Below are 11,860 nucleotides of genomic sequence, written 5' to 3' on the forward strand. Positions count from 1 at the left end.
GGACCCACCTCGATCACTCAGCATGTAATACTTTGGCGAATTTCTTCACCACCACGAAACCCTTCATCACATCATCGCCGGAGACATAATAAGACCCGCTGCGTAACCAGGCATGGGCAATCATCTGGCCCTGCTTGTCCTTGGCAACTCCCATGTACAGCGTGCTCTCGATCCCGCGTTTTTCGAGCATTTGGAGTCCGGCTACCGCCCGGACCATACAAGTGCTTTTCCAGGGCGTATAGCGGCTCATGATACGGATCGCTTTGGTAATATGCTGAATGCGGGCGATATCGCTCTCTTTGGATACTACAGGGGTTTCCAGAGACTGTATGCCCAGCTGGGAAGCCGTTTTGGCAAAAGGAAACAACAGTTGGATCCGAACGAGAAAAAGCCTCCAAAGCGCCTCGGGAAGGAGCGCCAAGGCGGCTTTGTCCACCGTCAGCAGTAAGCGAATGCGCCGCAAGGTAATCATGGCTGGCTTACAATAGCCGCAAGATCCTCATTCAGCAGGCTCTGCAAAAAAGCAAACACATCCTGGCGGGCAATCTCTTCCGGAACCTCAAAGCTCTCCTGAATGATCTCTACCACCCGGCCTGCGGTTACAGGCGACGCCAGCGCAGTCCAGATTTCCCCGCCAACCTCACCCAGGTTGTAGTATTTGCCATTCTTTACATTCAGCATGACCTTCTCACCGTCCATATCGCTGGCAATATTCCCCTCGCGCTGTACCAGCACGGATTCGAGCGATAGAACCTCTGTAGTATTCATATTCATGGATTCATCTCCTTCATTTGATGCTGCTGCAACGCTTCTAGAATAAGTGCGGTTTGCTGCGGAGCACTGAAGCCCTGCTCCGGCCGGGTCAGCCGGTACATCGGCAGACGTCCCACGAAGGAAGCCAGCATTCCAAAATGCCATTCACGGATACCGATCCGGTCGACAATTGCTCTCTGATAAGTATGATTGTACAAGGTGTGAAACCGTTCCATACCGTCAATCGTCTGCAGGCTGACCGGAGCCTCCGGGGCGGCAGATAATTCAAACAGGCCTGCAAGCTGCAATGGCTCACCGTAAAAGCGGTCATGCACCGGTACGGCAAACTTGGTTTCTCTCTCAAACAGCGGGCGGTAGAGGGACGAATTCATTCCCAAATAGTCCAGGCTCTGCTGCCACAGCTTTTGCTGCGGATAACCTGGAACGGCTAATGGATAACCATTATGCACCATAACGGGAATAACGTCGTCACTGATCAGCGGACTCCCCTGATCCATCAAATACGAGGCCAGCGTTGATTTGCCTGCCCCTGAACGCCCAACCAGTGCGTATGCCTTGCCATCTATAACAAGCGCACTTCCATGAAGCGGAAGAATCTGTTTCTGCATCAGCAGAATCCCCATGCAGCTCCCAAGGATGAAGAGACGGATACAATCCGGATCTGCTCCTGAAACAGGTGATACTGTAATCGTATTGCCGTCCTGAATGGCAAAGATGGCTGTATCCTTCGCCTCGAACATAACCTCATGCCCGGATACCCCAAGGCTCCGCGTGATCTTCGGTATAGCTTCCCAGCGGTCTTTCAGATCCCCCTCAATGACCGATATGCTGCCTATAAGCCCCGGCTCACTGGTAATAGGAAGCTCCGGCAAAGGGAATTCGCTGTGGATCTGCAGACCAAACGCTTTGTAAGCCAAACCTTGAACGGTACTCGCCATATGATCCACTCCATATCTTCGGGTTTGCCCGGTTTCGGGGTATTGCTGTAAAATATAGCCCTTGTCCCCCTCAGCAAGCAAAGGGAGACTAGGGCCAATCGAACCAAAACCATCCTAGGAGTAGTGTTGTACTTCATCCGGATCATCTTGGAAGGCATCAACGATGGCGACACCAGGTCCAGCCATAGTCATTTTCACATCGAGTACTTCCAAAGCAGGCTTGCTGTATTCCTTTTTCATATTTTCACCCCCTTTCAAGCATTGCACTCTCAGGACAAACGCTTCAGAAAACGATAAAACACAAGTCCACGTGTCAGAAGGCGAAAATCCGAGTTGAAAATCATACTTGGTGCGGGCTCACTACCCAGCCGATTCAAACATTCGGCGAGCCCGGTATTATTAAGGTAGGCGGAGGTGCGAGGGTCCTTGATCATCTCCCGGAGCTCCTGAAGAAAGGCTTCCCATTTCGGGAGCATACGGTAAATCCCGTCCGCCCCCTGAACGCCGCGCCGCTTCCGGTTCAGACGCACCTCATCAGGCAGTAATCCCTTCATCGCTCTGCGGATCAGTGAACGATCCACCCCATTTTGTACATACTGGCTCTCCGGCACAGACAGGCAAAAGCGGATAACACGCAGATCATTCGTGGGATCTCGATCCCACACCCGGTATTTCAGCGACAGCTTCGTCGCTACCGTACCATTCACATTCCAGACATGCGGCTGTTCAAAATGCTTGCGCCGGATATCATAGATGGTCTGGGAAGATCCGCTGTTTATCCCCAGCACCCTAAGCCGTTCCTCCACTTCTGTACGCCTCGCGAAATCGGGGTGAATCAGATCAGGAGGGGCTTCGTGCTGCTTAGCCGGCAGCAGCTGGGTCAGGGCCGGGAAGGCTTTTTTGCCGACAATTTGAAATACCTTCTTGCGGTTTGCACCCATCGACTCATTGTACTTCCGGTTTTCCCGGTAAAAGGAGATCCAGCGGAATTCACGAATCAGCTTGGCCTGATAATCCAGCGCAGGTCCCCAGGATATGCTCCAGTTGCCTCTTTGTCCGCTGAGCAGCACGCCAATGTTCTTCATTTGCGCCTGTTCAAAGATCCCTTTTAGCCAGTAGGAATTTTCGATAAATTTATAGGGCATCTCCATAATATCCAGCCACTCATCAATGTCATTGTATGGACTCAGATGGGGGAAATTCAAAAAGTTGGGCTGAATATTCCCCACATGATCGATGGTTTCCTGAATATAGGGACGCTCGTCGGCGACACGTTTGCCGATGTTGAAATCGACAAAGTTATCCACCGGATAGGAACTGAAGGTATGTAACGGCTGGCCCTGGCGGCGAAGCTCTGCAGCTGCAAAGCTGACTACCGAGCCGGAATCAAGCCCCCCGCTCAGGTTAGCTCCAACAGCGCGGTGTGTCCGAAGCCTGTCCCGGACCGCTTGCCCAAACACCTCACGAAAGGCTTCCTCATACTCCTGGTCTGACCGCAGCCGCAGCTCGGGTGGAGCCTGCAGAGTGCAGTAGCGGGAGAACGAGATATTTCCGCCGCTTACGGAAATAGAATGGGACGGCGGCAGTTGTTCGATGGATTGATAGACTGTGGAATATAGGTCCGAGACATCTGTCCGTGTATGGATCGCCAGGAACTCGGAGGCCCACCCCTCATTCAGGGTCCGGTCCGCCCCTGGCATCGACAGGAGTGGATGAATGACGGTACAGAAAGATAAGAGCCCCCTGGACCGAAGGAAGTACAATGTCCGGTTCCCGGAGAAATCTCTGGCTCCGAACAGCGCACGCTTCCGTTCATCCCATATCATAAAGGCAAAGTCACCGACCAGATAAACCGGTGCCTGATCGCCCCATTTCTCATAGGCGAGCAGAATAAGCAGACTGTCCGGTATAGAGACTCTATCCCCCCGCGGCACCTGAAGCCGCTCGAACAACTCTTCCCGGTTATCAATAATTGCGTCAGCCGTAATAGCCAGTTTCCGCTCAGCATCATAAAAGGGAAGTGTCTCTCCGAGGGATTGTGGCGTGACCCACTGGGACAGGCAGCCCAGGAAAATGTCTTTGCTCTGCCACGTCCTGAGCTCATCAGCGGGATAGCGGTCAAGCTGTTGCATTAGGGCTGGGCCCAGTTCCGGGTCCAGAGGTTCATGCTGCAATGGATAGATTCCGGCGATCGCGCTCATGGTAAGGCCCCCACCTGATTTAAAAGCCTCCCCGTGCTTCTAAAAAGCACCGATTGGAGCTTTTTTACTGGTTCTTAATTAAGAACATTTCTTTATATATAAGATAACCCCCATCCCATTCATTGTGAATAACACCAGCGGGTACTTTTAGGTATCCTTTAGCGTATTGACAACTTTAGACATGCATGTTATAGGCATAGGCAAAAAGACTGTAATCAATCTGATTGAAAACCGTATAAACCATATGTTATGTTAATCAGTAACATTTTCTGGGAGCTGAGACCATGGGACCTGCTGGTATAAATCCAATTTTAATGAATTTCCCTGAGAACTTCGAAAGTAATCGTCTACTGATTCGTGCAGCACAGTGGGGAGACGGAGCCGCTGTCAACGAGGCGGTTCACGAAAGTCTTGCAGAACTGAGTCCATGGATGCCTTGGGCACAAGTTCCGCCGACTGTTCAGGAATCCGAGGCCAGCATCCGGCGGTCGCATCTACAATTCATGGAGCGTAAGGACCTCAGAATGCTTCTATATCATAAGGATTCCGGTCAACTCGTGGGTAGCAGCGGGCTGCACCGGATAGACTGGCAGACACGAAAATTCGAGATCGGGTATTGGGTGCGGACATCTTGCAGCAGGCAAGGATATATCAGCGAGGCCGTAGATGCCATTACGGACTATGCGATTCGAGAGCTGGGCGCTAACCGGATCGAAATCCGGTGTGACTCGCGCAATACGCAGAGCGCACGGGTAGCCGGGCGCCTGGGCTTCACCCTGGAAGGCATCATCCGGAACGACAAATGTGATGTGGAGGGAGCGTTAAGAGATACTATGCTCTTTTCGAAGGTTCGTGGAATGGAGTACTAGTAAGGTGGGGATTACGCTGCAGGAGCTTGAATTCAAGCTTCCGGTTCCATTTATCAGCTAAAGTGTCATAAACTGGCCCTGCCGCGCCAGAAAAGCCTCCTTCTCTTTATAATCCGGCATTACACTTCCAAGTCGGCGCCAAAAGGACCGGTCATGGTTCATATGCAGCAGATGGCACAGCTCATGGATAATCACATAATCGATCACCTCGGGCGGTGCCATGGCAAGCCGGTAATTAAAGGTCAGCTTTTTATCCGCGCTGCAGCTTCCCCATTTGGTTCGGGATTCTACGATTTCAATGGATTTGGGCTTCACCTTCAGTACCGTCTGATACCGGGTGATCCGATCGGCAACGATTTTTTTCAGACTGGTAAAATAGAACTTCTTCAGCTCGAGCTTCAGCTTCTCCGCATCCCGCTCACCGGTCTCAATCAATTCATGCAGCAAAACTTCCTTCCCGAGGTACAGGAACCGCCCTTCCTCCTGATACTCCTTGGGAGCCGGAAGCTGCCGGGCCGCCGCATTCCTCTGCAGACTCTCCAGAATCCATTCTTGATGCCGCTGTACACTACTCCGAATCATCTCTTCGCTTGTGCCCGTAGGCGCCTTAACAATAATAAGCCCCACCATATCAATCTGCAGAGAAATTTTCTTCCGTTTGCCGTACTGAATATGAAGCTGCAAGGTCTGTTCTCCAAGTTGGATCTGCATAGCCACCATCGTTTCTGTAAGATTTCATTTCCCCTAAGCTTAGCATAATTTCACTCTACATATGAAGCATGATCAAAGAGGGGATGTTTCCGCAGCCGGATAACGGCTTCAGGAACATCCCCTCTTTTCATGCCATATTTATGATTTTATTGGCATCCGCGGGATCACGAAGTGGCCAGCGGAAAATGGCAGGCCACCATCCGGCCGGGGAGCAACTCTTCAAGCTGCGGCTCCTGCTGGCGGCATTTCTCCTGGGCCATCGGACAACGGGTGTGAAACCGGCAGCCTGAAGGCGGATTTGCCGGTGAAGGAACATCACCCTGCAGCACAATCCGGTCTTGCTTCCGTCTTGGCGTCGGCTTGGGAATAGCCGAGAGCAGCGCTGCTGTATATGGATGCAGTGGAGCGGCGAATAAAGCCTCGGTCTCTGCGACTTCGACCATTTTACCCAAATACATGACGCCTACACGATCCGAGATGTGACGGACGACATTTAGGCCATGCGCAATGAACAAGAAGGTCAAACCAAGCTCCTTCTGCAGCTTCATCAGCAGGTTAATTACCTGGGACTGCACCGAAACGTCGAGTGCCGATACCGCTTCGTCGGCAACAATGAACTGCGGATTCAGCGCAATCGCACGTGCGATCCCGATCCGCTGGCGCTGTCCGCCCGAGAATTCATGCGGGTAACGGTTTCTCCGCGATGCGTCGAGGCCCACCAGCTCCATCAGCTCCACGACTCTGGCGTCGATTTCCTTGGCCGACATGCTCCGGTGAATACGCAGCGGCTCTCCGATAATATCCTTGACCAGAAACCGCGGATTCAAAGACCCGAATGGGTCCTGAAAAATAATCTGCATCTTCTCCCGCAGCTTCCGCAAATCCTGATGGCTCAAAGAGTGGATATCCTGGCCACCAAACAGGACCTCTCCCCCAGTAGCGCTTTGCAGTCTGAGCAGTACGCGTCCAAAGGTAGACTTGCCGCAGCCGGATTCACCAACGAGTCCAAAGGTTTCCCCTTTGCGGATAGACAAGGAAACACCGTCTACCGCCTTAACCTGCCCCACGGTCCGGTTAAGAAGACCTTTAGTAATCGGGAAGTATTTTTTGATATTCTTCACCTCCACCAGAACTTCAGCGGTGGAGGTTGTCTCCATCATCGGTTGGACTGCCGTGTCATTCGTCATGCTTGTCTCACCTCATCTTTGTTGTCAGCTTGAACCGGCTTACCCTGAAACAGCCAGCAGGCCGCACGGTGATCATCCGTAATCATGAAATCCGGCGGCTCCTTCATACTGCAGACCTCCATCGCATGCGGACAGCGCGGATGAAAGCGGCAGCCTGTCGGAAGCTGGCCAATGGGCGGAATCGTTCCTTTTATCGTATACAGTTCTCCGCCGCGTCCTCCCTCAAAGCCGGGAATGGATTGCAGCAGACCAATGGTGTACGGATGGCTGGGATGATCAAAGATTTCTTCTACCGTGCCCTCTTCTACAATCGCTCCCGCATACATAACAGCAATACGGTCCGCAATTTCAGCCGCAACACCCATATCATGGGTGATCAGCAGAATGGACATGCCAAGCTCGGCCTGAAGCTTGCGCAGCAAATCCAGAATCTGAGCCTGAACGGTAACATCGAGGGCTGTAGTAGGCTCATCGGCGATCAGCAGCTCAGGATTACAAGCGAGGGCAATAGCGATAACCACCCGCTGGCTCATCCCGCCGGACAGCTCATGCGGATACTGTTTCGCCCGGATTTCCGGTGCCGGAATACCAACCAGCTTCAGCAGGCCAACAGCCATCTCTGCAGCTTCTTTGGCATTTTTATTCTGATGAAGCTGCAGACTTTCGGCAATCTGATCCCCTATCGTAAATACCGGATTCAATGTAGACATCGGATCCTGGAAGATCATAGCGATCTTGTTGCCACGGATTACCCGCATCTCCTCCTGCGTCTTGGCAGCGAGATCCTGGCCGTGAAAGTTAATATTGCCTTCGAGAATCATCCCGCCTGCATAATCGATAAGCCGCATAATAGCGAGTGAAGTGACACTTTTACCGCTGCCGGATTCACCTACCAGACACACCGTTTGACCTTTATCCACTGCAATGGAGATTTGGTCGGTTGCTTTTACCATCCCCTTCTCTGTGATAAAGCCGGTGGTCAGTTTCCGGATTTCGAGTAATTTTTCCGCCATTTGTCCAGCCTCCTCCGGGATTTGGTCACTTGCTGTCTGGGATCCAGTCCATCCCGGATACCATCGCCGATAAAGTTAACCGCCAGCACCACAAGCAGGATACACAACCCTGGATATACGGCCTGCAACGGATCTATCAGCATAAATTCCTGTGCATTACTAAGCATAAGGCCCCAGCTTGTGGCCGGAGATTGAATGCCAAGCCCCAAATAGGACAGTGCAGACTCACTTAGAATCGCCCCGCCGACCATCAGAGTCGCATTCACAATAATCGGGAAGCTTGCATTGCGGAGCAGGTGGCGGAAAATAATCCCCCAGTTCGATACCCCAATCGCTCTGGCAGCCTCAACATACTGCATCTCCCTAAGCTGCAAAAAATTCCCCCGGACCAGACGGGCAATGCTCATCCAGCTGGTTAAGGCCAGAATGAGGATCATATACTTAACCTCTGAACCGAAAATGGCCAGCACCAGAATGTTAAGGAAGAGCGTAGGCACGGAGTTCGTCACGTCAACTATACGCATAAAAATCGTATCCACCCAGCCGCCAAAGTAACCCGAAATTGCGCCGACAATCGAACCAACGACTACTGAAGCAAAGGCTACTGTAAACCCGATACTCAGGGAAATTCTCGCACTGTACAATAGTCGGGTGAGAATGTCGCGGCCCAGTTCGTCCGTCCCCAAAAGATGTCCTTCAGCTCCGGGCTTCAGGTTGGGAAACATCATATCAATGGCGTCTGGTTTATATTTGGTTAGAACTGGAGCAAGAATCGCCACAATGATGAAAAAGAGCAGAACGAAAAGCCCGCTCATAGCATATGGGTTGTGTGAGAACTTTTTCCACAGGATGACCCAAGGACCGGGAGGTCTCTTAAGCTCTGCCGCCGGCAGCCCTTGTTCCACTTTCAATGAATCCGTCGGAAGTTGTGATTGCCCTATACTCATGCCGCCTTGCCTCCTTGCTTGCTAAGCTTGACACGAGGGTCTACTACCGCATACAGAATATCCGCCAGCAGATTGCCCAGTACAACCATAACTGCCGTTACGATGGTTATGGCCATAAGTACTGAATATTCACGCTGGGTCGCCATTTGCACGTACAAGCGGCCCATACCCGGCCAGTTGAATACACTCTCGGTTAATGCGGCCCCTCCTACCAATATTGGAAGATCCATTCCCAGAACCGTAATGATTGGAATAAGTGCATTGCGCAGCGCATGGTGGAAAATGACCTTGCGTTCTTTAACACCCTTTGCACGTGCTGTTCTGATATAATCCTGATCCAGCACTTCAAGCATGCTTGCTCTCGCATATTTCATATAAGACACCAGAAAACCAAGGGCCAGAACGGTAATCGGCAGCACAAGGTGCATGAATAAATCACCAATGTCCCCTTCTTTGCCCCGTGTGTGCATGTCCGATAGGGGGAACCAATCCAGCTTCAGAGAGAACCACTGCTGCAGTAGGATTCCGAACCAGAACGTCGGCATCGCAAAGCCGATATAGGAGATGAAGGATGCGGACTGGTCAGATAATCCGTATACCTTGGTGCTGTTGTAGATGCCCCAGGGAATCGCAATGATCAGGGACACCAGCCAAGCTGCTCCCATCAGAATGAAGGTGTTGCCGATACGAGGCAACAACAGATCGGATACCGCGAGATGATTTTTAAAGGTATACCCCAGATCGCCCTGCAGCAGGTCGCCGATCCAGCGAATATACTGAATATAGATAGGTTTATCCAGACCCAAATTATGCGCTTGCTGCTTGAATATTTCCGGTGAAAGGCCAGGGGACAGCATCACCTGGGTCGGCCCTCCGGGGGCCGCATGTATAAGAAGAAAGGTAACTATAGTAATCAAAAAGATTACCAGCACTGATTGCAGTACGCGACGGATCAGATATTCTGTCATCAAATGTCCTCCTAGAGATGGTAAGACATAGAACCCGGAACTCCCTTATGACAAAAGGAGAAGAGGAAAGAGAATTCTCTTTCCTCCCCCGTAATTCTATTTCCTGTGTCTGTTTGTTTAGTTGGTTACCCACCATTTGAGAGCATGGAAGTACTGTCCATAGCCCAGTGACGGCTCTGGAGCATCTTCGTCTGCCCAATGAACTCTAGGGCCCGTACCAATGGCTTGACCATATTGATACAGGAACACGTAAGGCAGATCAGTAGAGATTTCTTTACCTACTTCTTTATAAATTTCTTTACGCTTCGCTTGGTCAACAGTAGAATATCCATCTACCCACAACTTATCCAGCTTCTCATTCTTATACCAGCCGCTGTTCTGTCCAGCAGGCGGGAAGTATTTGGAGGAGAAGACGCTCTCTGAATCCGGGTCCGGAGTGTTCAGGGACCACGCTAACAGCAACGCTTGGAATTTACCCGGTGTTACGTTCTGGTCAATCCAGGCTGCAAAGTCAATGGCTTTTGGTGTTACCTCAATGCCGACTTCCTTCAGGTTCTGCTGAATGACAGCAGCAACCTGCTCACGGCGGCTGTTGCCCGCATTATATTGCAGTTCGAAGGAGAAACGGTGTCCGTCTTTGGTGAGAATACCATCCTTGCCGGCAACCCATCCGTCTTCTGCCAGCAGCTTCTTAGCTGTTTCGGCATTGTAATCATAGTTAACAGCTGCATCACCCGGATCAGCCCAGGTACCTGGCAGGAACGGTGCGTTCATCAGCGCGCCGACACCCTTCAGAATGTTGTCGACCATCCCTTGGCGGTTCAGTGCGTGTGCAATGGCCTGTCTGGTCTTCTGTCCAGCGAACAGACCGTATTTGTCTTTGAAGTTCTTCGAATCAAAGTTGAACATTACATATTCGTACTGAGCGCCTGGCTTTTGGATGATATTGATCTTGTCGTTAGCTTTGACCGCTTCAACCTGTGTAACCGGAATAGCACTGATATGGTCTGTGTCGCCCTTCAGGAGAGCTTGAACTTCGGTATTCTGGTCGGCATAGATTTTATAAACCACTTGTGCAATGTGAGGTTTAACTTCACCCCAGTAGTTGGGATCAGCATCAAGGGTATGGCTGTCGCCCTGTTTCCAGGAGGTCCATTTCCAAGGTCCGCTTGTGACGGTCTTGGCCGGGTCAGTACCATATGCATTGGTTTGCATGGTTTTCGGTGCTACATCCTTCAGAATATGCGCTGGTACAATAGCCTGGCAAAGTGCGTAGAGGAAAGGCGCATAAATCTTGGACATCGTAATTTTCACAGTGTGGTCATCGACCTTCTCTACGGTCTTCACTTTGTCAAAAGCACTTGTAAGCGGTGATCCGGTTTCCGGATTCTTAGCCGTTTCGATGGTATACACCACGTCATCGGCTGTAATAGGCTGACCATCACTCCATTTGATCGTATCTTTCAATTTAATGGTGTATGTCAGTCCATCTGCGGAGATTTCCGGTACAGCTGCTGCCAGCGACCAAGGTTCTGCTTGTACATTGCCCTGACGGTCCAGATCATAGAGCTTCGCAAATACGAATTCTGCTACATCACCGGAAGAGGTGTCGTTAATCATGAGGGGATTAATATTTACGATATCGGAGAAAGAGCTCATAACTATCGTACCGCCATCAACCGGTCCATCTGCAGCCGGTTTAGAAGCAGCGGGGGCTTCACTTGCGGCAGGAGCAGAGCTCTCTGCTGTAGCACTCGGTGAATTAGTTGCAGTGTTATTTGTACTGCAACCTGTGAATAGAACTCCTACAAGAGATAGAACCAGTAAACCAGACCACCATTTTCTCTTTTTCGCCATTAAATTTACTCCTCCTTTTGTTAGATCCGTGTAACGTAAACCGTCAATGCCATCAGGTTCCAATGTACCCTCTCTGCTAAAGCTTTGTTCAACCTCCCTTGTGTAAATCACAACATCGGTCTTCAAGGTATGTAACAATACCTTACAAAGAATCTCTTACCCCTTCAGTCGCTATCCCCAGAATAGACCGAAGGTCAATAAACTGCAGGAACAGCACTTGAGGAGGTAAGGTTTCCCATATAAATTATGGTTTATATTACATGTTAAATTTTCTTACGTCAATATCTTTTTTATCCGTTTTTTACCTTGTATTATTTCTATTATATGTATTAGATCGCCTTACAAACCCATTACATTTCCTATTTAGATTTTTAATTCCATTAATAGTTAAAAAG

The 11,860-nt window shown here is 50.6% G+C and carries 12 protein-coding genes; 1 reads left to right on the forward strand and 11 read right to left on the reverse strand.

All coding sequences use genetic code 11. The features are described from left to right. Positions 1 to 13 precede the first annotated feature (13 nt). The 5 genes from A3842_RS21105 to A3842_RS21120 all read right to left on the reverse strand — a co-directional run bounded on the left by A3842_RS21105 (position 14) and on the right by A3842_RS21120 (position 3,913). Complete coding sequence (locus tag A3842_RS21105) at positions 14 to 472, reverse strand: lasso peptide biosynthesis B2 protein (protein ID WP_074084371.1); 459 nt, start codon at positions 470 to 472, stop codon at positions 14 to 16. Further along, on the reverse strand, positions 469 to 774 hold the full coding sequence (locus A3842_RS21110) for a lasso peptide biosynthesis PqqD family chaperone (RefSeq protein ID WP_074084370.1): 306 nt from the start codon (positions 772 to 774) through the stop codon (positions 469 to 471). Before A3842_RS21110 ends, A3842_RS21105 begins: the two co-directional genes overlap by 4 nt. Then, positions 771 to 1,712, reverse strand: coding sequence for a hypothetical protein (locus A3842_RS21115; RefSeq protein WP_074102634.1), 942 nt, complete (start codon positions 1,710 to 1,712; stop codon positions 771 to 773). The genes A3842_RS21110 and A3842_RS21115 overlap by 4 nt, the downstream gene beginning before the upstream one ends. 114 nt (positions 1,713 to 1,826) lie before the next feature. Next, complete coding sequence (locus A3842_RS32135) at positions 1,827 to 1,952, reverse strand: paeninodin family lasso peptide (protein ID WP_020426161.1); 126 nt, start codon at positions 1,950 to 1,952, stop codon at positions 1,827 to 1,829. A 29-nt stretch (positions 1,953 to 1,981) separates the two neighbouring features. Beyond that, positions 1,982 to 3,913: an asparagine synthase-related protein gene (locus A3842_RS21120; RefSeq protein ID WP_074084368.1), complete on the reverse strand. Its 1,932-nt coding sequence runs from the start codon at positions 3,911 to 3,913 to the stop codon at positions 1,982 to 1,984. Positions 3,914 to 4,227: 314 nt separating this feature from the next. Between A3842_RS21120 and A3842_RS21125 the strand changes: the two genes are divergently transcribed. Beyond that, positions 4,228 to 4,782, forward strand: a complete 555-nt coding sequence (locus tag A3842_RS21125; protein ID WP_256701796.1) for a GNAT family N-acetyltransferase — start codon at positions 4,228 to 4,230, stop codon at positions 4,780 to 4,782. Between the two features lie 57 nt (positions 4,783 to 4,839). On the opposite strand, the gene A3842_RS21130 is transcribed toward A3842_RS21125, so the two are convergent. The 6 genes from A3842_RS21130 to A3842_RS21155 all read right to left on the reverse strand — a co-directional run bounded on the left by A3842_RS21130 (position 4,840) and on the right by A3842_RS21155 (position 11,465). After that, complete coding sequence (locus tag A3842_RS21130) at positions 4,840 to 5,493, reverse strand: M48 family metallopeptidase (RefSeq protein WP_074102636.1); 654 nt, start codon at positions 5,491 to 5,493, stop codon at positions 4,840 to 4,842. Between the two features lie 164 nt (positions 5,494 to 5,657). Continuing rightward, positions 5,658 to 6,680 (reverse strand): ABC transporter ATP-binding protein, encoded by a 1,023-nt coding sequence (locus A3842_RS21135; protein WP_074084366.1) that lies wholly within the window; start codon positions 6,678 to 6,680, stop codon positions 5,658 to 5,660. Then, the gene (locus tag A3842_RS21140) at positions 6,677 to 7,693 is read right to left on the reverse strand and encodes an ABC transporter ATP-binding protein (RefSeq protein ID WP_074084365.1); all 1,017 of its coding nucleotides are present in this window, start codon (positions 7,691 to 7,693) and stop codon (positions 6,677 to 6,679) included. The genes A3842_RS21135 and A3842_RS21140 overlap by 4 nt, the downstream gene beginning before the upstream one ends. Next, on the reverse strand, positions 7,660 to 8,634 hold the full coding sequence (locus A3842_RS21145) for an ABC transporter permease (RefSeq protein ID WP_074084396.1): 975 nt from the start codon (positions 8,632 to 8,634) through the stop codon (positions 7,660 to 7,662). Before A3842_RS21145 ends, A3842_RS21140 begins: the two co-directional genes overlap by 34 nt. Positions 8,635 to 8,636: 2 nt before the next feature. Beyond that, entirely contained in the window at positions 8,637 to 9,608 is a 972-nt protein-coding gene (locus tag A3842_RS21150; RefSeq protein ID WP_074084364.1) for an ABC transporter permease, read from the reverse strand. A gap of 117 nt (positions 9,609 to 9,725) precedes the next feature. Further along, positions 9,726 to 11,465, reverse strand: coding sequence for a peptide-binding protein (locus A3842_RS21155; RefSeq protein ID WP_074084363.1), 1,740 nt, complete (start codon positions 11,463 to 11,465; stop codon positions 9,726 to 9,728). Positions 11,466 to 11,860 lie beyond the last annotated feature (395 nt).

This window comes from Paenibacillus sp. P3E (assembly GCF_001909045.1).
Taxonomy (GTDB): Bacteria; Bacillota; Bacilli; order Paenibacillales; family Paenibacillaceae; genus Paenibacillus_AQ; species Paenibacillus_AQ helianthi.

Coding starts and splice junctions, on each gene's coding strand:
- A3842_RS21105 (WP_074084371.1), bottom strand. CDS start 472: ATGATTACCTTGCGGCGCATTCGCTTACTGCTGACGGTGGACAAAGCC.
- A3842_RS21110 (WP_074084370.1), bottom strand. CDS start 774: ATGAATATGAATACTACAGAGGTTCTATCGCTCGAATCCGTGCTGGTA.
- A3842_RS21115 (WP_074102634.1), bottom strand. CDS start 1,712: ATGGCGAGTACCGTTCAAGGTTTGGCTTACAAAGCGTTTGGTCTGCAG.
- A3842_RS32135 (WP_020426161.1), bottom strand. CDS start 1,952: ATGAAAAAGGAATACAGCAAGCCTGCTTTGGAAGTACTCGATGTGAAA.
- A3842_RS21120 (WP_074084368.1), bottom strand. CDS start 3,913: ATGAGCGCGATCGCCGGAATCTATCCATTGCAGCATGAACCTCTGGAC.
- A3842_RS21125 (WP_256701796.1), top strand. CDS start 4,228: ATGAATTTCCCTGAGAACTTCGAAAGTAATCGTCTACTGATTCGTGCA.
- A3842_RS21130 (WP_074102636.1), bottom strand. CDS start 5,493: ATGCAGATCCAACTTGGAGAACAGACCTTGCAGCTTCATATTCAGTAC.
- A3842_RS21135 (WP_074084366.1), bottom strand. CDS start 6,680: ATGACGAATGACACGGCAGTCCAACCGATGATGGAGACAACCTCCACC.
- A3842_RS21140 (WP_074084365.1), bottom strand. CDS start 7,693: ATGGCGGAAAAATTACTCGAAATCCGGAAACTGACCACCGGCTTTATC.
- A3842_RS21150 (WP_074084364.1), bottom strand. CDS start 9,608: ATGACAGAATATCTGATCCGTCGCGTACTGCAATCAGTGCTGGTAATC.
- A3842_RS21155 (WP_074084363.1), bottom strand. CDS start 11,465: ATGGCGAAAAAGAGAAAATGGTGGTCTGGTTTACTGGTTCTATCTCTT.